Genomic DNA, 20,348 nt, shown 5'->3' with positions numbered 1-20,348 from the left:
AGGTCATGCAGGGTGCCGCGCTTGTAGATGGCGCAGCGCTCCACGCCCTCTTCGTGGAAACCGTTCTTTTCCAGCACCCGGGCCGAGCCCAGATTGAAGTCCACCACGGTGGCCTGAAGCCTGAACAGGCGCAGTTCGTCCATCACCCACGGCGCGAAGACGCCCACCACGCGGGTCATGATGCCCCGCCCCCAGTACGCCCGGCCAAGCCAGTAGCCCAGCTCGGCGGTATGCCCACGCTCGGCCACGCCCGGCTGGGCACCGATGCTGCCGCAGGCCTGGCCGTCGATCTCGATGGCCAGTGCCAGGGTGCCCGGGGTCAACACGCGACCGGCAAGGAACGCCTCACCGTCCTCACGTGTGTAGGGATAGGGGAAGCGATCGCGCAGGCCGCGTGACACCTCGGCATCGTTGGCATGACGCAGCAGCGATTCGAGGTCGCCGCCGCGCCATGGACGCAGCTGGAAACCGTCGCCGCGCAGCACTGGGGTCGGGGCCCTTTCCTGCGGGGAAAGGGATCCGCCCCCGTCGGCGCGACGGTCAGGCATGCCCGCCCACCGAGGGCGACGCTGCTTCCTGCTTTTCCAGCTCGCGCTTCACTGCTTCCGGCGAGCGCGTGTACGGGGCCAGGCGTGCGTAGAACGCCGGCACCACGAACAGCGACAGGAAGGTGGACAGGGTGACGCCGAAGATGATCACGATACCGATCGTGCCACGGCTCGCCGAACCCGGTCCACCGGCCACCACCAGCGGAATCGCGCCGACCACGGTGGCGATGGACGTCATCAGGATCGGACGCAGGCGCACCATCGATGATTCGATGATGGCCTCGCGCACGCTGCGGCCGTCGTCACGCAGCTGGTTGGCGAACTCGACGATCAGGATGCCGTTCTTCGCCGCCAGGCCGACCAGCATCACGATGCCGATCTGGCTGAACAGGTTCACTGTGCCCCCGCTCAACCACAGGCCGACCAGCGCGCCGAGCACGCCCAGCGGTACCGTCAGCATGATCGTCAGCGGATGGATGAAGCTCTCGAACTGTGCGGCCAGCACCAGGTACACCACCAGCAGGGCCATGGCGAAGGTCAGCAGGACCGCACCACCCGCGCTCTGGTACTCGCGCGACTCGCCCTTCCAGTTCACCTGCGCGTACTGCGGCAGCTCCTCGCGCGCGACGTTCTGTGCCCAGGCAATGGCCTCGCCCAACGGGTAGCCCGGCGCAAGGCCTGCGCTGATGGTGATCGAGCGCAGGCGGTTGAAGCGGTTCAAGGTGCCTGCCTCGGCAACCTCGCTCAGGGTGACCAGGTTCGACAAGGGCACCAGCTCACCGGAGGTGGCACGCACGCGGATCGCGGCCAGATCGGCCGGCGTGGCGCGTCCGTCGCGGCCCGCCTGGACCAGCACGTCGTACTCTTCGCCGTTGTCGACGAAGGTGGTGACGCGACGCGAGCCCATCATCGTTTCCAGCGCCGAGCCGATTGCGGTGACCGGCACGCCCAGGTCGGCCGCGCGCTGGCGGTCGATGTTCACCCGCATCTGCGGGCGGGTTTCCTTGTAGTCCGAGTCGGGGCCGACCAGGCCGGGATTGTCGGCCATGCGCAGCAGGATGCGGTCGCGCCACTGCGCGATCTCGGCGTACTCCGGGCCTCCCAGCACGATCTGGAAGGGCTGGCCGCCGCTGCGGACCAGGCCACCGCCGACCTGCGTGCGCACGCGCACGCCCTGGATGGTGTCCAGCTCCTTCTGCAGCTCATTGGCGACCTCCGGGGTGCCTTCGCTGCGCTGGCGCCACGGCTGCAGGAAGATGCTCACCCGGCCGGTGTGCATTTCCTCGCTTGCGCCCCAGCCACCGGGCACGCGCGGGTTGGCGCGCACGATCGGCTTGTCCGCTCCGACGTGGGGCGCCAGCATCGCTTCGACCTGCTGCACCTGCTGCACGGTGTAGTCGTAGCCTGCGCCTTCCGGGCCGTCGATCATGATCTGGAACGAGCCACGGTCTTCGGCTGGCGCCAGTTCCGAGGGCAGCACCTTGATCAGCAGCCAGCTGGCAGCCAATGCCGCCGCCATCACCAGCAGGTAGATCCAGGTGCGATCGACGTGGCGCTGCAGGATGCGGCCATAGGCGCCGGCCAGCCGCTCCAGGTTGCGGTTGACGAAGCCATGCAGGCCACGCGGCGCCTGTCCGGTATGCGGCTTGAGCAGTTTGGAGGCCATCATCGGTGTCAGCGTCAACGCCACGAACGCGGACAGCGCCACGGCCGCGGCCAGCGCCACCGCCAGCTCGCGGAACAGGCGTCCGGTGTTGCCCTCGAGGAAACCGACCGGCAGGAACACCGCCACCAGCACCGCGGTGGTCGCGATCACCGCGAAGGCCACCTGCGCGGTACCGCGCTTGGACGCCACCAGCGGCGGCTCACCCAGATCGATCCGGCGCTGCACGTTTTCCACCACCACGATCGCATCGTCGACCACCAGGCCGATGCACAGCACCAACGCCAGCAATGTCAGCAGGTTGATCGAGAAATCGAACGCGTACAGTGCGATGAATGCGGCCACCAGGCACACCGGTACCGTCACGGCCGGAATCAGCGCTGCGCGGAAGCTGCCGAGGAACAGCCAGATCACCGCCAGCACCAGGATCATCGCCTCCACCAATGTGGCATAGACGCGATCGACGGCCGCTTCGATGAAGGTGGTGTTGTCGAAGGCAACGAAGATCTGCGTGCCCTTGGGCAGCGTCAACGCGACCCGCTCGGCTTCGGCGCGCGCGGTGCGCGCGACGTCCAGCGAGTTCGCGGTGGAGGTCTTGACGATGCCCAGGCCGATGCCCGGCTCGCCATTGCTGCGGTAATAGGCGCGGCGCTCGGCCGACGCCAGCTCGATCTTCGCCACGTCGCCCATGCGCACGACGTAACCGTCGCTGCCCTTGCCCAGCGGGATGGTCGCGAAGTCTTCGGGCTTGATGTAATTGCGTTCCACGCGCAGGGTGAAATCGCGGTCGGTGGATTCGATGCGCCCGGCGGGCAGTTCCACGTTCTCGTTGCGCAGCGCGGTTTCCACATCACCGGTGGTCAGTCCACGCGCGGCCAGCTGATCGCGGTCCAGCCAGATGCGCATCGCATAGCGCTGGCGACCACCGATACGGACCTGGGCGACGCCATCGAGGCTGGAAAAGCGGTCGACCACATAGCGGTCGGCGTAGTCGCTCAGCTCCAGCGTATCCATGGTCGAGGAGACCATGTTGAACCAGATGATCGGATCGGCATCGCTCTCGACCTTGGCGATCTCCGGCGGGCGCGCCTCTTCCGGCATGCGGTCGGCAACCCGGCTGACGGCATCGCGCACGTCATTGGCCGCGGCCTCGATATCGCGGTTGGAGGTGAACTCGATGCTGACCTGCGAGCGGCCGTTGGTGCTGCGCGCGTTGATGGTATCGATGCCTTCGATGCCGGCGAGCGCATCTTCCAGCACCTGGGTGATCCGGCTTTCGATGACGGCCGCCGAGGCACCGGTGTAGTCAACCGACACCGACACGATGGGCGGGTCGATGGCCGGCAGTTCGCGCAGCGTGAGGCGGGTGAAGGACATGATGCCCAGCACCAGCAGCAGCAGGCTCATCACTACGGCGAACACCGGCCGCTGGATGGAAACGTCGGACAGCTTCATCCGCCGTGTTCCTCGGTCGCGACCGGCGCAGGCGCATCGGCAGGCTTGGCACCGCTGGCCGGCGCCGCATCACGGGCGGCCACCTTCAGACCCGGGCGCAGCTTGCCGGTGCCGTCGACCACGATGCGCTGACCGGCGGCCAGCCCCTGCTTGATCTCGACCACGCCGGCACGGCGCGCGCCGGTGACCACGTCCACGCGCTCGACGGTGTCGTCGGCGCCGATGCGGTACACGAAACTGTCACGGCCCACCTGCACCACCGCGATCTCCGGGATCACCAGCGCCGGGCGCTCGGGGCGGAACAGGCGCACATCGAGCAGCATGCCCGGGCGCAGCGCATGGTCGGCGTTGGCGAAGTCGGCCCGCACGGTCACCGCGCGGGTGGCCGGGTCGATACGTGCATCGATGGTGGTGACCTCTCCTTCGAACGTGCGCCCCGGCCACGCGACGCTGGTCGCGCTGACCTTGTCGCCCGCCGAAAGCGCGGCCAGTTCCACTTCGGGCACCTGGAAATCGACGTGCATGCGCTCGATGTCGTCCAGGGTGGCAATCACCGTGGTCGGCGTCAGCAGCGTGCCAGGGCTGACCTGGCGGATACCCAGCACACCTGCGAACGGCGCACGCACACGACGGTCGCCGATGTCGGCCTGCATCTGCGCGACACGGGCCTCGGCGGCATCGCGGATCGACTTCTGCGTATCCAGCGTGGCGCTGGACACCAACCGCTGCGTGGCCAGTTCGCGCTGCCGGCGGTACAGCTGGTCGGCCTCGTGGAAGGTGGCCTGCGCCTGCACCAGCGCCGCTTCCTGGGCCTGGCCACGCAGAGTCACGATCGGCGCACCCGCAGCGATCTGCTGGCCGCTTTCGAAGTGCACCTTCTCAACGATCTCACTGACCTTGGCGGTGACGCTGATCGACTCCCGCGCCTTGGCCGTACCCAGCGCCTGCAGGGTGTCGTTCCATTGCGTGGGCTGCACGATCTGCGCGGTGACCGGCACCGCTTCCCCCTGCCGTCGCGCGGCGGCCTCCTGTTTGCCTGCGCACCCGGCCAGGACGGCCAGGCTGAGGCCAAGGGCCAGGGTCGAAGCGATACGAGCCAACATGAACGGTCCTGATTGATCCACGGCCGCCGAGTGTAGGCATCCCCCCGCGAAGGCGGTATATGCCAAGCGTTTACCGGCGTGGAACCGGCGTCGCGATAGCGGCCTGAACCCGTTCCATGCAAGGGTCTGTGCGGCGGTGTCGGCGTATGTCGGGATGTATCCGGGCGACCGCTGGGCGTGCGGCTGCCGTAGAGTCGGATAGGTCCGGCGGAGGGCGTCGGACCGGGTCGGATCCTGGCGGGGATCCGATCCGGTTGTTCCTCTCCGCGGCCGATCCATCGGGGCCTGGCCGCGTTGTTGCTGTTGCGCCAGTTCTTCGCAGGTGCAGGGCGCAGCCCTGCCCGAGCACCCTCACACCGTGATGGTCTGGGTCAGCGATTCCCAGGTCGGCGGCAGCGGCCACGCGGCCACCTGGTTGCCGTCCAGCACCCGGCGCAGGTCCCGCGGATCGATCTGTGGCGCCAACACATGCACCAGCTCCAGCGCGTAATCGCGCAGCACGCGGTCACGCGGCAGCACCGCCCAGGCGATGCACTCGGCGATCGGAGCGGGTGCCGGCCATGCCTTGAGGTCTTCGTCGAGGGAACTGACCGCCATTTCGGCCAGCAGGCCCACACCCAGGCCGGTACGCACATAGGTCTTGATCAGATCGGCGTCCAGCGCAGTCAGCGCCAGATCCGGAACCAGCCCGTTGGCAGCAAAGGCACGCTGCAGCGACGAGTTCGGGCGCGTGGACGATTCATAGCTGATCAGCGGCTGGCGGGCGAGCGCCGCCAGGTCCGGTGCGCGGCCCGCGCGATCCAGCGGATGGCCCTTGGGCACCACCACCAGCCGCCGCCAGCGGAACAACGGTACGGCGATGCCATCGCCAGGCTCCCCACCGGCCGTACTGATGATGGCGATGTCCGCATCACCCTGGTTCAACCGATCCAGCGCATCGGCTTCGGCGGCCTGCTGCAGGTGCACGCTGACCTGCGGATACGCCTGCTTGATCGCCGCCACCGCCGGCGGCAGCACGAAGCGCGCCTGGGTATGGGTGGTGGTCAGGATCAGCTGGCCCTGGCTTTCGCGGCGCTGGTTGGCCGCGTAGGTGCGGATGTTGTTGGCCTCGGCCAGCACGGCGCGCGCGCGGGAGATCACCTCGGTACCGGCCGGGGTAACGGACTCCAGGCTGCGACCCTTGCGTACGAACAACAGGAAGCCCAGCTCGTCCTCGAGCTGCTTGAGCTGCTTGGACAGGCCGGGTTGGGTGGCGTGCACGCGCGAGGCAGCCAGCGTGATGTTCAGCTCGGCGTCGGCGATGGCGACCAGATAGCGCAGCTGGGTCAGCGTCATGGGCGGGCAGGCAGCAGGGGCGGAGGTCCACTCTAGGGTCAATTACCGTCACCAGCTTATAACCAAAGGTTGTTTAAGAAAGGCATCTGGTCATTTCCGGGCGTCATATGCCGGCGCTACGGTCAGCCGGCAGCCGCTGGCGTGAACAGCCAGCCCTCCCTCTTCCGCCCGCCGTCCTGGCGCGGCCCCGCCTCCGGAGCGCTTCCATGGCCCTGTACGACTCCATCCTCGACACCGTCGGCAACACCCCCATCGTCAAGCTGCAGCGCCTGGCGCCGCCGCAGGTCAGCCTCTACGCCAAGGTCGAGTCGTTCAATCCCGGCGGTTCGGTCAAGGACCGCCTGGCGCTGGCGATCATCCTCGACGCCGAGGCCCGTGGCCTGCTCAAGCCGGGTGACACCATCGTCGAAGCCACCTCGGGCAACACCGGCGTGGCGCTGGCGATGGTGGCCGCCGCCCGTGGCTACAAGTTCGTGGCGACCATGGTCGAGACGTTCTCGGTGGAACGCCGCAAGCTGATGCGTGCCTACGGCGCGAAGGTGATCCTGACCCCGGCGGCGGAACGTGGCAGCGGCATGGTGCGCAAGGCGCGCGAACTGGCCGAACAGCATGGCTGGTTCCTCGCCAGCCAGTTCGCCAATCCGGCCAACCCGGCCTACCACCGCAACACGACGGCGGCGGAGATCCTGCGCGACTTCGCCGGCAGGCGCCTGGACTATTTCGTCAGCGGCTGGGGAACCGGCGGAACCCTCACCGGTGTCGGCGAGGTGCTGAAGGTCGCACGGCCGCAGACCCGCATCATCGCCACCGAGCCAGCCGGCGCCGCGCTGCTCAAGGGCGATGACTGGAAGCCGCACAAGATCCAGGGCTGGACGCCGGACTTCGTGCCGGACGTGCTCAACCGCGACGTGGTGGACGAGCTGCTGAGCGTGGACGACGAACGCGCCATCGCCACCGCACGCCGGCTGGCCGCTGAGGAAGGCATCTTCGTCGGCATCTCCGCCGGCGCCACGGTCGCCAGCGCGCTGGATGTGGCCAGCCGCGCCGAGCCGGGTTCGGTGATCCTGGCGATGCTTCCGGATACCGGCGAGCGCTACTTCTCCACGCCCCTGTTCGCCGACGTGAACGAAGGTTCCGACGACGACTGGCTGGCCGGCCTGCCGTGATGCACAGGGTCGGATCCCTTTCCCGTCCGGGAGAGGGCTCTGACCCTGCCGGCGCACCTCGGAAACATGGGGTCAGAGCCTTTTCCATACGGAAAAGGATCTGACCCCTTTCTGCTTCAGCCTGCGTGAAGGTGGCGACCGCCATCGTGCGTGAAGACCGTCGGATCGCAGCGCGTGAGACGGTCATGACGCAGCATCGATGGCCTGTCCCCTACGCTGGGTACAGCCGCCGCAGGTACTGCGCGGAACATCCGACAGGCAGGAGACGGACGCATGAAGATCGAAGTGTGGCAGGGCGACATCACGACCCTGGCGGTGGATGCGATCGTCAACGCGGCCAATGAATCGCTGCTGGGCGGCGGCGGAGTGGACGGTGCGATCCACCGTGCCGCCGGCCCCGGCCTGCTGGCCGAATGCCGGCAACTGCCGGAACTGCGCCCAGGCGTGCGCTGCCCGACCGGTGAAGTGCGCGCCACCGGCGCCCATGCATTGCCGGCGCGGCACGTGCTGCACACGGTGGGCCCGGTCTGGCACGACGGCCTGCGCGATGAACCCGCGCTGCTGGCCAACTGCTACTGGAAGTCGCTGCAGCTGGCCGAATCGCTCGGGGTGCAGTCGATCGCGTTCCCGGCCATCAGTTGTGGCGTGTACGGCTATCCGCTGTACCAGGCCGCGCAGATCGCCGTGACGGAAACCCTGGCGTGGCAACGCAGCCATGCACAGCCGATGCGGATCGTGCTGGTTGCTTTCAATACCGCCACGGCCAAGGCGTATCAGCAGGCCCTGGCCAGTGCCGGGCAGAACGCGGAAAACGAAGTGCGCGGCACGCTGCTGCCGCCACTGGGCGATACCGGCTTCGCTGCCGCGCATTGAACACGGGGCGGCGGCACTGAAGAAAAGGCCGGGCAATGCCCGGCCTTTTCATTGCGGCAGTGCCCCTGGACGCGTCAGCGGCTGGCCGCGTCGACTGCGGCGTCATCCGGCACGGCCGCCGCATCCGCCGCTGCGCGGGCCGCCGACGCCGCGGCGCCGGCAGCGCTGGCGCCATCGATCTGCACGCGCACCTCGACCAGGCCCTGCTCGTCGCTGAGGCTGGAAACATCGACGGTGTAATGACCGGCCGGCAACGATTCCTGCAGACGCGCGTTGGTGCCGTTGCCGCCGTCGTCGTCGACCAGCTCGACGTCACCGCCGACCACACGCAGCACGGTGTCCACCTGACCGGAGATCGCATCCAGGCGAACGTCGCCCGGACGCTCCAGTGTCAGCAGGAAGCGACGGCGACCTTCGCTGTCGAGCATGGTGAACACGCTGCCCGACTGCGGCAGTTGGGTACCATCGCGCTCGACGATGTTGCCCGGCAGCTCGGTGCGGGCAACGGTCAGCTTGAAGGTGCCGGACGCATCGTCGTCCAGCCCGCGCACGCCCAGCGTGTACTTGCCGGGCTGCAACGGCAGCGAGAGGCGCGAATTGGTGCTGTCACCGCCATCGTCGTTCTCCGCGTCGATCTCGCCGCCCTTCAGCTTCAGCACGGTATCGAACGCATCGGACGACAGGTTGACTTCATAGAGGCCGGCCTTGTCCACCTGCAGGGTGTAGTCCTGCGATCCGGATACCAGCATGTCGACGACTTCGCCACTGCCTGCGATGGGCTTGCCGTCGTAGGGCACCAGCTTCTCCACCCGCAGGCGATACGGGCCGTAGGCGGTCGGGCTGTCGGCGTTGACCGCCACCTGGTAGGTGCCGGCGCCGTTGGCGCGGAACGCCAGCGATACATCCCCGCTGCGCTCATAGCCGGTGCGGCTGCTGGCGACCAGGCTGCCATTGTTGAACACGGCAATCGAGCCACTGAGGGCACCGGTCAGCTTCATGCCCACCAGCTGCTTGTCCTCCAGCGTGATCTGGTACAGCTGGTGGTGGCTGCCGTCATTGAAATTGATGCCGCTGCGCGAGGTGATCTCGCCGGAAACGGGCTTGTCGAACTCGAGCGACGGGGCCTTGCCCACATCCGCATTGCTGCCGGAGCGGTTGCAACCGCCTGCGGCGAGGACCGTAGCAACGGCCAGCGTGATTGCTGCCAAACGCATGTTTTTTCTCCTTGGCCTTCCATGTGTGTCCCCCGGGCCGGCCGGGCCCGCGGGAGGCGGAAAAGATACCCGCAAAAGCAAACGCCGGCGTGAGGCCGGCGTTGCCCTGTTCATCCTGCGATGGAACCGATCAACCGTTCCACTTGCCCAGTGCAGCCAGGCCGTTTTCCTTGGCGCGCTCGAACACGGTCTTCTGCGCGGCGGCGTAGTTGCCCTTCATGTCCTTGGCCCACAGCTTCAGTGCCGCCTGCTGCATGGCACGGCCGTAGGAGAAGCTCAGCGGCCACGGCAGGTTGCCCAGCTGGTTCATCGCATTGAGGTGGGCGGTGGACTGTTCATCGCTCTGGCCGCCGGACAGGAACACCACGCCCGGCAGGATCGCCGGCACGGTGCTCTTCAGGCACATCACGGTGGACTCGGCCACTTCCTCGACGTCGGCCTGCTCTTCGCAGTCCTTGCCCGAGATGACCATCGAAGCCTTCAGGATGGTGCCTTCCAGCAGCACGTTCTGCTGGTACAGGGCGTCGAACAGCGAACGCAGGGTGGCTTCGGTGACTTCGTAGCAGGTCTCGATGTCGTGGTCGCCGTCCATGATCACTTCCGGCTCGACCATCGGCACCAGGCCGCATTCCTGGCACAGCGCGGCGTAGCGGGCCAGCGCATGGGCGTTGGATTCGATGCAGGTGCCCGACGGAATGCTCTCGCCGATGTTGATGACCGCGCGCCACTTGGCAAAGCGCGCACCCAGCTTGTAATACTCCTGCAGGCGCTCGCGCAGGCCGTCCAGGCCTTCGGTCACCAGCTCGCCCGGGCAGCCGGCCAGCGGATGCGCACCCTTGTCCACCTTGATGCCCGGAATCATGCCGTGGTCGGCCATGTACTTGGCGAACGGCACGCCGTCCTTGGTCGACTGGCGGATGGTTTCGTCGTACAGGATGGCGCCGGAAATGTGCTCGTTGAGCTTCGGCGTGGTCAGCAGCAGTTCGCGATAGGCGCGACGGTTCTCCTCGGTGTTCTCGATGCCCACGCCGGCGAAGCGCTTGGCGATGGTACCGGTGGATTCGTCGATCGCGATGATGCCCTTGCCCGGGGCAACCATGGCCTGGGCGGTTTCAGCCAGCTGTTCGATGCTCATGTACTTCCTGTGGCGGGTGCGGGAAAAACGTAAGTATAGCCCCGCAGCCCGTGGCCTCGACGTGGAGGCCAGACTGGAAACGATTCCAATGTCCGTTCAGGACAGGCGCTGTCCTGCGCCGTTCCGGTCAGAGCCCCGGTGGGGCTCCGACCCGGTTCCGCAGCGGTTACAGATCGCCCAGACCGCTGGCGCGACCGTCTTCGCCCACCTCGAGCAGGCGCAGGGTGTTGGTCGCACCGTGGGTTTCCATGTGCTCACCGCTGGTGAACACCACCCGATCGCCGGCCTGCAGCAGATCCGATTCGACCAGCAGGCGGATGCTGCCACGTGCGGCTTCGCGCGGGGTCAGGCCACGGCTGTCGAAATTGATCGGAAACACATCGCGCATCAGCGCCATCTGCCGGCGTGCGCCGTCATGGCGGGTCACCGCGAACACCGGTGCCTTGGCGCGGAAGCGCGACAGGTAGCGCGCGGTACCGCCGGACTCGGTCATGGCCACGATGGCACGCACGCCCACGTGCTGGGACAGGAACATGGTCGCCATCGCGATGGCCTGGTCGGCGCGCTCCAGGTTGCGCGGCGACGCATTGAAGTCGGTCTCGGTCTGGAACTGGCGCTCGGCGCCCAGGCAGATGCGCGCCATCGCCTCCACGGCCTTGACCGGATACGCACCGGCAGCGGTTTCGGCCGACAGCATCACCGCATCGGTGCCGTCGATCACCGAGTTGGCCACGTCCAGCACTTCCGCGCGGGTCGGGATCGGGCTTTCCACCATCGACTGCAGCATCTGGGTGGCAGTGATCACCACCTTGTTCTGCGCCAGCGAAGCCTTGATGATCTTCTTCTGCAGGCCCGGCAGTTCGGCATCGCCGATTTCCACGCCGAGGTCGCCGCGCGCCACCATCACCACGTCACTGGCCTCGACGATCTCCTCCAGGTTCTCGATCGCTTCGGTGCGCTCGATCTTGGACACCAGCGCGGCGTAGCAGCCGTGCGATTCGGCGATCGCGCGGGCATCGTTCATGTCCTGCGCATTGCGGCAGAAGGAAACGGCGATGAAGTCGACACCGATCTTGGCGACGATCCCGATCAGCTCCTTGTCGCGCTCGGTCAACGCGCCCAGCGACAGGCCACCGCCCTGCTTGTTCAAGCCCTTGCGATCAGACAGCACCCCGTCGTTGAGCACGGTGCTGATGATCCGCTCACCCTGCACCTCGACGACCTGCAGCTGCATCAGGCCGTCATCGAGGAGCAGGACATCACCGGGGCCGACGTCCTGCGGCAGGCCGAGGTAGCTCACGCCCACCTGCGTGGCATCGCCGGCCGGTGCGTTGGGCGAGGCGACCAGATCGAAACGGTCGCCCGCCTTGAGATGGATCTTGCCTTCGGCAAAGCGCTCGATGCGGATCTTCGGGCCCGGCAGGTCGGCCAGGATGCCCACTTCCACGCCCACCCGCTGTGCGGCAGCGCGCACGTCGGCGGCACGCTTGGCCTGGCCGGACGGGTCACCGTGGCTGAAGTTCAGGCGCACCACGTTGACGCCGGCGCGGAACAGATCCTCCAGCACGCCCGGCGGATCGGTGGCCGGACCGAGGGTGGCTAGGATCTTGGTGCGACGCTGACGCTCGAACATGGTGAATGGGCCTCTCCCGTTAAAGCACGGAAATTAGCACATCCTTCACGCCCCATGTATGCGGTTACAACCTTGTGCTGCCTGACTCTGCGGGACATGTAACGGACATCGCCCGGACATACGCCGGCGCAGGGTGCCCGGTAGCGTCGGGCCATGCCCGGTCAAAGAGGCATCAGGCCAACAGTGTCGTCAGCTGGACCGGTTCGCGTGCCAGCTGGCCCGCACCGGCTTCAGTGAGTTCCGCTTCGCCACCAAACCCCCACAGCACGCCGATGCTTCGCAGGCCGTGGTGACGCGCGCCCTCGATATCCATGCGACGGTCGCCGATCATCCAGCACTGCGTGGGCGACACCTGCAGCCGGCGCAGCGCTTCGCCGACCAGCTCGGGCTTGTGGCTGCGCGAACCATCCAGGGTCGAGCCGATGATGTCCTCGAACAATCCGCCGAAGGGCAGATGGGCCAGGATCCGGCGCGCGTGCGGCTCGTTCTTGGCGGTGACCACCGCCAGGCGGTGGCCACGCGCATGCAAGGTGCGCAGGGCGTCCTCCACCTGGGGGTACACCGTGTGCTCGCGCCAGCCCTCGGCATCGAAGCGCTCGCGGTAGTACCCGACGGCCTGCTCCACCCGCGCCGGTTCGATGAACAGCGGCGCGAACGTGGTGCGCAGCGAAGGCCCGATCCAGCCCAGCAGGGTTTCCCGCGCCGGCACCGGATGCTCCATCTTCTGCAGCGCATAAGCGATGCAGGTGGTGATGCCCACCTGCGAATCGATCAACGTACCGTCCAGGTCGAAGAAGAGCGTCGCGCGTTCTTCCGGTGCCGGGTGGGCAGAACCGGCCTGGGTGCCGTCCGGGTTCATGCGCCGCGCGCGGCGAGCGCGGCCACGGCCGGCAGGGTCTTGCCTTCCAGGAATTCCAGGAACGCGCCGCCACCGGTGGAGATGTAGCTCACGTCCTTGGCGATGTCGAACTTGTCGACCGCTGCCAGGGTGTCGCCACCGCCGGCGATGGAGAATGCCGGGGACGTGGCGATGGCACGCGCCAGCGCTTCGGTTCCCTTGCTGAAGGCTTCAAACTCGAACACGCCGACAGGGCCGTTCCAGACCACGGTGCCGGCATTCGCAATCAGCTGCGCGTACTGGGCAGCGGTCTGCGGACCGATGTCCAGGATCAGATCATCTTCGGCGACCGCATCCACGGCCTTCACTTCGGCAATGGCGTCGGGCAGGAACTGCTTGGCCGTGACCACGTCCACCGGAAGCGGAATCTCGGCCCCGCGCGCCTTGGCGTCGGCAACGATCTTCCGGGCGGTGTCCAGCAGGTCCGGCTCGTACAGCGACTTGCCGACCTTGTAGCCGGCAGCCGCGATGAAGGTGTTGGCGATGCCGCCCCCCACGATCAGCTGGTCGACCTTGCCCACCAGGTTGGCCAGCAGTTCCAGCTTGGTGCTGACCTTGCTGCCGGCCACGATGGCCAGCAGCGGCTTGGCCGGTGCGTCCAGCGCCTGCGCCAGGGCATCCAGCTCGGCCATCAGCAGCGGGCCACCCGCGGCGACCGGGGCGAAACGGATCACGCCATGGGTGGACGCCTGCGCGCGGTGCGCGGTACCGAAGGCATCCATCACGAACACATCGCACAGCGCGGCGTACTTCTTCGACAGGGCTTCGTCATCCTTGCCCTCGCCGACGTTCATCCGGCAGTTTTCCAGCAGCACCAGCTGCCCCGGCTGCACCTCGACGCCGTCGATCCAGTCGCGCACCAGCGGCACCTCGCGACCCAGCAGTTCGGACAGGCGTGCGGCAACCGGTGCCAGCGAATCGGCTTCGCTCCACACGCCTTCCTTCGGCCGGCCCAGGTGCGAGGTGACCATCACCGCCGCGCCCTGCTCCAGTGCGCGCTTGAGCGTCGGCAGCGAAGCGGTGATGCGCTGTTCGGAAGTGATGCGGCCATTCTCGATCGGCACGTTCAGATCCTGGCGGATCAGCACGCGCTTGCCGGAGAGGTCGAGGTCGGTCATGCGGACGATGGACATGGGCAACTCTTGGGCTCAGGGACGGGGTGCCGGCGTTCGGCAGACCGTCATTGTATCGGCTGCGGCAGAACGGATGGCGCCGGCCGCAGCGCCGCTCCATGCGCGGCCGGGATTCGTCGGGATCTACGCCGAAGGCGAAGGCTTCTGCCTGAGCAGGCTGACCGCCAGACCGCCCACGACCAGGACCCCCACGCCCAGCAGCGCCCACAGCAGCCAGGCCTTCCAGTCCCGCTGCGGTTCCAGCGCTGCGTCTCCGGCCAGCGGCTCGGGACGGCCCTCCAGGCGTGCCAGCGTCGGCTGCCAGGCCGGATCGTTGCGCTGGCGAAGTTCCTCGATCAGCACCCCGATCGGCGCCTCCGCGCGGCGCGCCGTCGCGCTGCCCACCGCCAGTGCATAGGGCGCAGCGCCCTGGCTCAGGAACACCATCACTTCCGGCTGGTAGCCCAGGCGCAGGGTGGGGGCGCCGGCGATCTCCGCCGGGCTTGCCACCAGCTTCCAGTAGCGGTCGCGGTGCACATCGCCCAGCACCTGCGCCGCCGACTGCTGACGCGGGCCCTGCGTTCCCTGCTGCAGCTGATAGGCGATCCACGGTGCACTGCGTCGTTGCCACTGCGCGCCTTCATCGTCGCGGCTGAACAGCGTCCACTGCACCAGGCTGTTGTCGGTACTGGCGACATCGGCGCGCGCGATCGGGAAACGGCCGTCCAGTTCAAATGTGTATTCGCCCTTGCCCTGCGCTATCGGCGTCAGTGACAGCCATTCCCACGGCAACGTCGCCGGTGCCGGCGGAAGCTCGGCGAGCACGCCATGCAGGGCAGGCAGTCGCGCGTCGCCCTGCGGCAGCACGCGCAGATAGCGCGCATTGCCGTCAACCTGCAGGCGTCGCTGCAGCAATCGTTTGCCGGCGCGCTGCAGGTCCACCAGCGGAATGTCCCGACCGATGGAGCGCCAATGCTGCAGGTCATCGCTGGCATCAAGCTGCACCTGCGCCTGCAGCGGCTGGCCACTGTCGGCCCAATCCAGCACCAGCGCCGCCAGCGGCTGCTGGCCGAGCACGCTGGCATCGATCAGCCAGCCGCCCTGCCCGTTCACCGTTCCGGCGCCGACACGCGCTTCGACCCGGCGCACACGGCCGTCGGTATCGCGCTCGGTCAGCAACTGCAGGTCGTTGCGTTGTGAATCGGCCAGCGGCGGCAGTGCGAACCAGGGCAGCTCGCGCTGCACCGGCGGCTGTGCCAGCGGCGCGTCGGGTGCCAGCAATGCCGACGGCAGGGCCTGTCCGGCCGCGTTGAACACCTGCAGGTCACCCAGGTCTGCTGCGCCTGCACGGCGGTAGATCGCCGGTTCCAGCACCACCCGATAGGCGCCGGACTGCGCACTGGACAGCGTCAGCGGCCACTGCTCGGCGTACTGCGTGCGGTAGTCGGCCGCGTGTACGGCCATGGTGGCGAACAGGCCCAGCATCGCCGGCACCACCATCCTGCTCCACATTCTCATTGGTTCTCCTCCACGGATGGCACCGCGCCCGGTGGCGCCGGTGCCAGATAGCCGACGACCGTACACAGCAGGCCATAGGCGATGAACGATGCGATCCCGAGCAGGTTGCCCAGGTGCTGGCGATCGATGAGGACCAGCTTGGCCAGGACCACGCCCATCAGCACCGCACCGACCATCCACAACACACGCTGGCCACGACGCGAGCCCCACACCCAGGCGATCACGCCGAGCACGCTCCACAGCACGGTCAGGCTGGTCTGGGCCAAGCTGTAGCGCGCCATCGACGTACTCCAGGCCAGTCCCCCCCAGTGGTGCACGCCATGCAGGACCAGGCTGGTCAGGGCGATGAAGCCCGCCAGTGCCAGCACCGGCAGGCGCAGCCTGCGCAGCGCGGGCGGTGCCACATCGCTGTATAGCCAGCGCGCCAGCAGCAACAGGCTCAGCCACTGCCCCATCTCGGCCGGGTTCAGCACCGGCAGCCACGGCAGCGGTGCCGCAGTGCCCGGCAGCAGCTGGCCCAGCAGCCATCCGGTCGCCAGCAGCGCGAACAGCACGCACTGCAGCGGCACGCGTGCGGCATCGAATGCCGGGCCCAGCGGCCAGCGCAGCCAACCCCAGCGCCACAGTGACAGGGCGGCCAGCAGCAACCAGGGCAGCGTCACCAGCAACAACGTCCAGCCCTGTGCCAGGCCAGCCTCGCCGCCTCCCCACAGGGCCAGCAGCGAAAGCAGCGATGGCCACAGCAGCCACCACAGGAACTGGGCGATGCGCGCCACCGTGTCGCCGCCCTGGCGCAGGCACAGCAACGTGCGCACCCCCAGCACGGCGAACAGCGCCCATGCCAGGGCGCCGTGGCCCGCGAACGGTTGCTGGTGTGCATGGCTTTGCGCCAATGCCAATGGGAACGCCATCGCCAGCATCGCCAGTGCGGTCATCCCCAGCGCACGTGCCGGTTGCCGGCGCTGCACCTCGGCTGCCAGCCAGGCGGTCGCCGCCGCCAGCACCAGCAGTGCATCGGCCTGCGAGGCATGCGCGAGGAAACGACCGATCTCGTGCACCCAGCCGCCGAGCCACCACAGCAGGCCCCACAGGTAGTAGACCAGGGCGATCTCATGACGTGCCCGGCGCTGGTAGCTCCACGCCGACGCCAACCCCGCCACGGCCAGCAGCAGCGCACCGATCGCGGTGGGATTGAGCAGCAGGCGCGCGTCCTCGTGCCAGTGGTTGCCACCTGCCACGAAGGCGAATGCCGCCGCCATCTGCAGCAGCGCAGCGGACACCTGTGGCAGCCAGCGCCTCTGGCGCAGACCGAGCCAGGCCAGCCCGGCACCTTCCAGCGCGAACACCGCACCGGTGGCACGGGCGGACAAGGCCAGCGGCACGGCCAGCGTGGCGAAACCCACCGCCAGCACCGCGTGCGACTGCGCCAGCACCGTATACGAGGCCCGGGCGATCAAGGCACGCGCCAGCACCGCGTAGATCACCGCCAGGCCCAGCGCGCACAGTGCCAGTGTCATCGGCTGTTCGTGCAGCATCGCCGCCTGCAGCGAGAAGGCGATCAACGGCGTGCCGAACACCAGGCTGCCATCGACCAGATCGCGGCGACCGGCAGGCTGCCTGCGCGCGTACAGCAGGGGAATCAGCAGATAGAAGGCGAAGAACAGCAGCAGGAACGGTTCAGTGCTGGAGAACTTCTCGGCCCTGTACTGAAGCACGCCCCAGAACGTGCCGATACCGAAGGTGAACGCGAAGCCCAGCAGGTTCAGCGCGCGCCACGGACGGAACCAGGCGATGGCGAAGATGCCGGCGTTGAGCACTGCGTAGTAGCTGAAGAGGCCGACATGGTTGCCACTGCCGGTCGACAGCCACAGCGGGGCCATGAAGCCCGCCAGGATGCCCAGCACCGCCAGGGTGCGCGAGTTCTGCAGCACTGCCAGCACGCACAGGCCGGCGACCAGCGCGATCGAACTGGCGAACGCAAACCCCGGCGCAAGCAGTTCAAAACGCTTGAATGCCGCGAAGATGGTCAGCAGCAGCACACCGATGGCGCCGCCCTGCAGGGCCAGCGCGAACAGGCGCCGGCGTTCGCGCTGATGCCAGCCGAAGGCCAGCAGGCCCAGCGCACCAGCGGTGACGGCCGCCAGCCGGAGTTCGACCGGGAGCACCAGCCAGCCCTGGTCACTGACGTACTTCAGCAGCGCGGCAACACCGGCCAGCAGCACCAGCATGCCGATCTTGACCGGCACGTTGCCCTCGGTGAACCAGCGTTTGACGGCGCCGATGCCACGCTCGAAGAAGCCCGGCCCGGCCGGCTCGACCGGCGGCGCGGGCGGGGGCGGCGTGGCCGGCAGCGGTGGTGGTGGCGGCGCTGCCTGCCGCGGCGGCGCCGGCACGGACGATTCCGGCGCATGGGCCGCCACGGGAGAAGGTGCTGCCGCAGCCCGCGGTCGCTCCATGGCGGGCGCGTCCGTTGCCGGAACGGGGGCGGGCCCGGGCGGTGGCGCGGCAGCGCGCGGCGATTGCGACACATCGGCCAGTGCGCTCTCCAGCGCGGTGACCCGGCGCCGCAGGCCGGCGATCATCACCAGCGCGACCACCAGCAGCAGCGGAATCGCCAGCAGTATCAATACGACCAGGGCTATCAGTGCTTCCATTGCGTGCCTTCCCATGCGATCCCGCGCCCCTGCGGCGGCGGTCGGACCGCCCCATGCTACGACAGGGCCGGTCCCTCAAACGACGAACCCCGGCCAGGCCGGGGTTCGTGCGCGATCTTCGCCGGCCTTACTTGGCGGCGACGACCCTGGCCATTTCCAGGCACTTGTTGGAGTAGCCCCACTCGTTGTCGTACCACGACACGAGCTTGACGAAGGTGCCGTCCAGGGCGATGCCGGCTTCGGCATCGAACACCGAGGTGTGGGTCTCACCGCGGAAGTCGGTGGCCACGACCTTGTCTTCGGTGTAGCCGAGGATGCCCTTCAGCGCGCCTTCGCTCTGCGCCTTCACTTCGGCGCAGATCTCGGCGTAGGTGGCTTCCTTTTCCAGCTCGACGGTCAGGTCGACCACCGACACGTCCGAGGTCGGCACGCGGAAGCTCATGCCGGTGAGCTTCTTGTTCAGTTCCGGAATGACCACGCCGACCGCCTTGGCCGCACCGGTGGAGGACGGAATGATGTTCTCCAGGATGCCGCGGCCGCCGCGCCAGTCCTTGTTGGACGGGCCGTCGACGGTCTTCTGGGTGGCCGTGGCGGCGTGCACGGTGGTCATCAGGCCACGCTTGATGCCCCACTTGTCATTGATGACCTTGGCCAGCGGGGCCAGGCAGTTGGTGGTGCACGAGGCGTTGGAGATGATCGCCTGGCCGGCGTAGGTCTTGTCATTCACGCCGAACACGAACATCGGCGTATCGTCCTTGGACGGGGCGGACAGGATGACCTTCTTGGCGCCGGCATCGATGTGCTTCTGCGCGGTTTCCTTGGTCAGGAACAGACCGGTGGACTCGATGACCACGTCCACGCCCACTTCGTCCCACTTCAGGTTGGCCGGATCGCGTTCCTGGGTCAGGCGGATCTTCTTGCCGTTGACCAGCAGGTCGTTGCCCTGCACCGACACGTCAGCCTTGAAGCGACCGTGCACGGAGTCGTACTTGAGCATGTAGGCCAGGTAATCCGGCTCCAGCAGATCGTTGATGGCCACGATTTCGATGTCGTCGCCGAAGTTCAGCACCGCCGAGCGCAGGACGTTACGCCCGATGCGACCGAAACCGTTGATACCAACCTTGATTGCCATTTCTCAAGCTCCTGCAGCCGCGACGGGTGCGGCGGGGTGGATAGGGCCCACAAGTCTAGCAGGCCCGGCCTGGCCACCGCCGGCCAGGCCGGGCCGGTGGCGGGCGGGCTGGCCGGATTTGATCCGGATCAAAGCGTTAGCGCGGCGTGAGGCCGAGACTGGCCCCATCCACCCCGCAACGAGAACACCCCCATGCGCAAGACCTCTCCCCTGATCGTGGCCAGCCTGGCCGCCGCCCTGTCCCTCGCCGCCGCCCCGGCGATGGCCCAGTCCAAGGGCGACTGGACCCTTTCGGCCGGCGTGCACCAGGTGGCACCGAAGTCGAACAACGGCTGGCTGGCCGGTGGCACGCTGAAGGTCGACGTCGACAACGACGTCAAGCCGACCATCACCGGTGAGTATTTCATCGCTGACAACCTGGGCATCGAAGTGCTGGCGGCACTGCCGTTCAAGCACGACATCAACATCAACGGCCTCGGCCGTGTCGGCAGCACCAAGCAGCTGCCGCCGGTGGTGACCGTGCAGTACCACTTCAACAGCAAGGGCAAGGTGTCGCCGTTCATCGGTGCGGGCGTGAACTACACGACCTTCTTCAGCGAAGACACCACGGGCGCGCTCAAGGACAGCCGGCTGAAGCTGCAGGACTCCTGGGGTCTGGCCGCACACGCCGGCGTGGACTTCGCGATCGGCGAGAAGGGCGCGCTGCGCGTGGACATGCGCTGGATCGACATCGACAGCAAGGTGAAGCTGGACGGCCAGAAGATCGGTACGGTCAACATCGATCCGCTGGTCTACGGCGCCTCCTACGTCTTCAAGTTCTGAGCGCTGCCTCCGGCGTGGCGGGCCTGCCCCGCCCTCCGGCCAACCGCTGAACCCTCCGCAGCATGTTGCCCCGGTGATCGCCGGGGC

15 protein-coding genes are annotated in these 20,348 nt (G+C 67.7%); 3 read left to right on the top strand and 12 right to left on the bottom strand.

The window, feature by feature from the left end:
* The 4 genes from N7367_RS12175 to N7367_RS12160 all read right to left on the bottom strand — a co-directional run.
* Positions 1-548: GNAT family N-acetyltransferase (locus N7367_RS12175; RefSeq protein WP_279942473.1), on the bottom strand; the 548-nt coding region annotated here is incomplete at its 3' end.
* Positions 541-3,666, bottom strand: coding sequence for an efflux RND transporter permease subunit (locus tag N7367_RS12170; RefSeq protein ID WP_053517085.1), 3,126 nt, complete (start codon positions 3,664-3,666; stop codon positions 541-543). The genes N7367_RS12170 and N7367_RS12175, both read right to left, overlap by 8 nt.
* On the bottom strand, positions 3,663-4,769 hold the full coding sequence (locus N7367_RS12165; protein WP_197600544.1) for an efflux RND transporter periplasmic adaptor subunit: 1,107 nt from the start codon (positions 4,767-4,769) through the stop codon (positions 3,663-3,665). The genes N7367_RS12170 and N7367_RS12165 overlap by 4 nt, the downstream gene beginning before the upstream one ends.
* A gap of 351 nt (positions 4,770-5,120) precedes the next feature.
* Complete coding sequence (locus N7367_RS12160) at positions 5,121-6,104, bottom strand: LysR family transcriptional regulator (RefSeq protein ID WP_053517088.1); 984 nt, start codon at positions 6,102-6,104, stop codon at positions 5,121-5,123.
* 206 nt (positions 6,105-6,310) lie between these two features.
* Between N7367_RS12160 and cysK the strand changes: the two genes are divergently transcribed.
* Both cysK and N7367_RS12150 read left to right on the top strand, forming a co-directional pair.
* On the top strand, positions 6,311-7,270 hold the full coding sequence (gene cysK / locus N7367_RS12155) for a cysteine synthase A (protein ID WP_065175759.1): 960 nt from the start codon (positions 6,311-6,313) through the stop codon (positions 7,268-7,270).
* A gap of 273 nt (positions 7,271-7,543) precedes the next feature.
* On the top strand, positions 7,544-8,143 hold the full coding sequence (locus N7367_RS12150; RefSeq protein WP_279942472.1) for an O-acetyl-ADP-ribose deacetylase: 600 nt from the start codon (positions 7,544-7,546) through the stop codon (positions 8,141-8,143).
* A 74-nt stretch (positions 8,144-8,217) separates the two neighbouring features.
* On the opposite strand, the gene N7367_RS12145 is transcribed toward N7367_RS12150, so the two are convergent.
* The 8 genes from N7367_RS12145 to gap all read right to left on the bottom strand — a co-directional run bounded on the left by N7367_RS12145 (position 8,218) and on the right by gap (position 19,439).
* Positions 8,218-9,357 (bottom strand): ABC transporter substrate-binding protein, encoded by a 1,140-nt coding sequence (locus N7367_RS12145; protein WP_065175758.1) that lies wholly within the window; start codon positions 9,355-9,357, stop codon positions 8,218-8,220.
* A 130-nt stretch (positions 9,358-9,487) separates the two neighbouring features.
* The gene (locus tag N7367_RS12140; RefSeq protein ID WP_053518502.1) at positions 9,488-10,492 is read right to left on the bottom strand and encodes a class I fructose-bisphosphate aldolase; all 1,005 of its coding nucleotides are present in this window, start codon (positions 10,490-10,492) and stop codon (positions 9,488-9,490) included.
* 166 nt (positions 10,493-10,658) lie between these two features.
* Positions 10,659-12,125 carry a pyruvate kinase gene (gene pyk / locus N7367_RS12135; RefSeq protein WP_065175757.1) on the bottom strand — a complete coding sequence of 489 codons (1,467 nt, stop codon included), beginning with the start codon at positions 12,123-12,125 and terminating at the stop codon, positions 10,659-10,661.
* Between the two features lie 172 nt (positions 12,126-12,297).
* Complete coding sequence (locus tag N7367_RS12130; RefSeq protein ID WP_053518497.1) at positions 12,298-12,984, bottom strand: HAD hydrolase-like protein; 687 nt, start codon at positions 12,982-12,984, stop codon at positions 12,298-12,300.
* Positions 12,981-14,156: a phosphoglycerate kinase gene (locus N7367_RS12125; RefSeq protein WP_053518495.1), complete on the bottom strand. Its 1,176-nt coding sequence runs from the start codon at positions 14,154-14,156 to the stop codon at positions 12,981-12,983. Before N7367_RS12125 ends, N7367_RS12130 begins: the two co-directional genes overlap by 4 nt.
* Positions 14,157-14,279: 123 nt before the next feature.
* Complete coding sequence (locus N7367_RS12120; RefSeq protein ID WP_279942471.1) at positions 14,280-15,653, bottom strand: DUF3999 domain-containing protein; 1,374 nt, start codon at positions 15,651-15,653, stop codon at positions 14,280-14,282.
* Positions 15,650-18,307 (bottom strand): DUF2339 domain-containing protein, encoded by a 2,658-nt coding sequence (locus tag N7367_RS12115; RefSeq protein ID WP_279942470.1) that lies wholly within the window; start codon positions 18,305-18,307, stop codon positions 15,650-15,652. Before N7367_RS12115 ends, N7367_RS12120 begins: the two co-directional genes overlap by 4 nt.
* Positions 18,308-18,434: 127 nt before the next feature.
* Positions 18,435-19,439, bottom strand: a complete 1,005-nt coding sequence (gap, locus tag N7367_RS12110) for a type I glyceraldehyde-3-phosphate dehydrogenase (protein WP_053518489.1) — start codon at positions 19,437-19,439, stop codon at positions 18,435-18,437.
* 192 nt (positions 19,440-19,631) lie between these two features.
* Here gap and N7367_RS12105 point away from each other — a divergent pair, with 192 nt between their 5' ends.
* Positions 19,632-20,261 carry an OmpW family outer membrane protein gene (locus N7367_RS12105; protein ID WP_053518487.1) on the top strand — a complete coding sequence of 210 codons (630 nt, stop codon included), beginning with the start codon at positions 19,632-19,634 and terminating at the stop codon, positions 20,259-20,261.
* Positions 20,262-20,348 lie beyond the last annotated feature (87 nt).

It is taken from the genome of Stenotrophomonas sp. GD04145, from assembly GCF_029835135.1.
Lineage (GTDB): Bacteria > Pseudomonadota > Gammaproteobacteria > Xanthomonadales > Xanthomonadaceae > Stenotrophomonas > Stenotrophomonas maltophilia_P.
Note: the sequence above shows the minus strand (reverse complement) of the source record. Positions and strands in the feature narration are given on the sequence as shown.

What these genes read in the sequence shown, in the direction of transcription:
- N7367_RS12125 (WP_053518495.1), bottom strand. Translation starts at nt 14,156, where the DNA reads ATGTCCATCGTCCGCATGACCGACCTCGACCTCTCCGGCAAGCGCGTG.
- N7367_RS12115 (WP_279942470.1), bottom strand. Translation starts at nt 18,307, where the DNA reads ATGGAAGCACTGATAGCCCTGGTCGTATTGATACTGCTGGCGATTCCG.
- N7367_RS12145 (WP_065175758.1), bottom strand. Translation starts at nt 9,357, where the DNA reads ATGCGTTTGGCAGCAATCACGCTGGCCGTTGCTACGGTCCTCGCCGCA.
- N7367_RS12130 (WP_053518497.1), bottom strand. Translation starts at nt 12,984, where the DNA reads ATGAACCCGGACGGCACCCAGGCCGGTTCTGCCCACCCGGCACCGGAA.
- N7367_RS12165 (WP_197600544.1), bottom strand. Translation starts at nt 4,769, where the DNA reads ATGTTGGCTCGTATCGCTTCGACCCTGGCCCTTGGCCTCAGCCTGGCC.
- cysK (WP_065175759.1), top strand. Translation starts at nt 6,311, where the DNA reads ATGGCCCTGTACGACTCCATCCTCGACACCGTCGGCAACACCCCCATC.
- N7367_RS12105 (WP_053518487.1), top strand. Translation starts at nt 19,632, where the DNA reads ATGCGCAAGACCTCTCCCCTGATCGTGGCCAGCCTGGCCGCCGCCCTG.
- N7367_RS12170 (WP_053517085.1), bottom strand. Translation starts at nt 3,666, where the DNA reads ATGAAGCTGTCCGACGTTTCCATCCAGCGGCCGGTGTTCGCCGTAGTG.
- gap (WP_053518489.1), bottom strand. Translation starts at nt 19,439, where the DNA reads ATGGCAATCAAGGTTGGTATCAACGGTTTCGGTCGCATCGGGCGTAAC.
- N7367_RS12160 (WP_053517088.1), bottom strand. Translation starts at nt 6,104, where the DNA reads ATGACGCTGACCCAGCTGCGCTATCTGGTCGCCATCGCCGACGCCGAG.
- N7367_RS12120 (WP_279942471.1), bottom strand. Translation starts at nt 15,653, where the DNA reads ATGAGAATGTGGAGCAGGATGGTGGTGCCGGCGATGCTGGGCCTGTTC.
- pyk (WP_065175757.1), bottom strand. Translation starts at nt 12,125, where the DNA reads ATGTTCGAGCGTCAGCGTCGCACCAAGATCCTAGCCACCCTCGGTCCG.
- N7367_RS12140 (WP_053518502.1), bottom strand. Translation starts at nt 10,492, where the DNA reads ATGAGCATCGAACAGCTGGCTGAAACCGCCCAGGCCATGGTTGCCCCG.
- N7367_RS12150 (WP_279942472.1), top strand. Translation starts at nt 7,544, where the DNA reads ATGAAGATCGAAGTGTGGCAGGGCGACATCACGACCCTGGCGGTGGAT.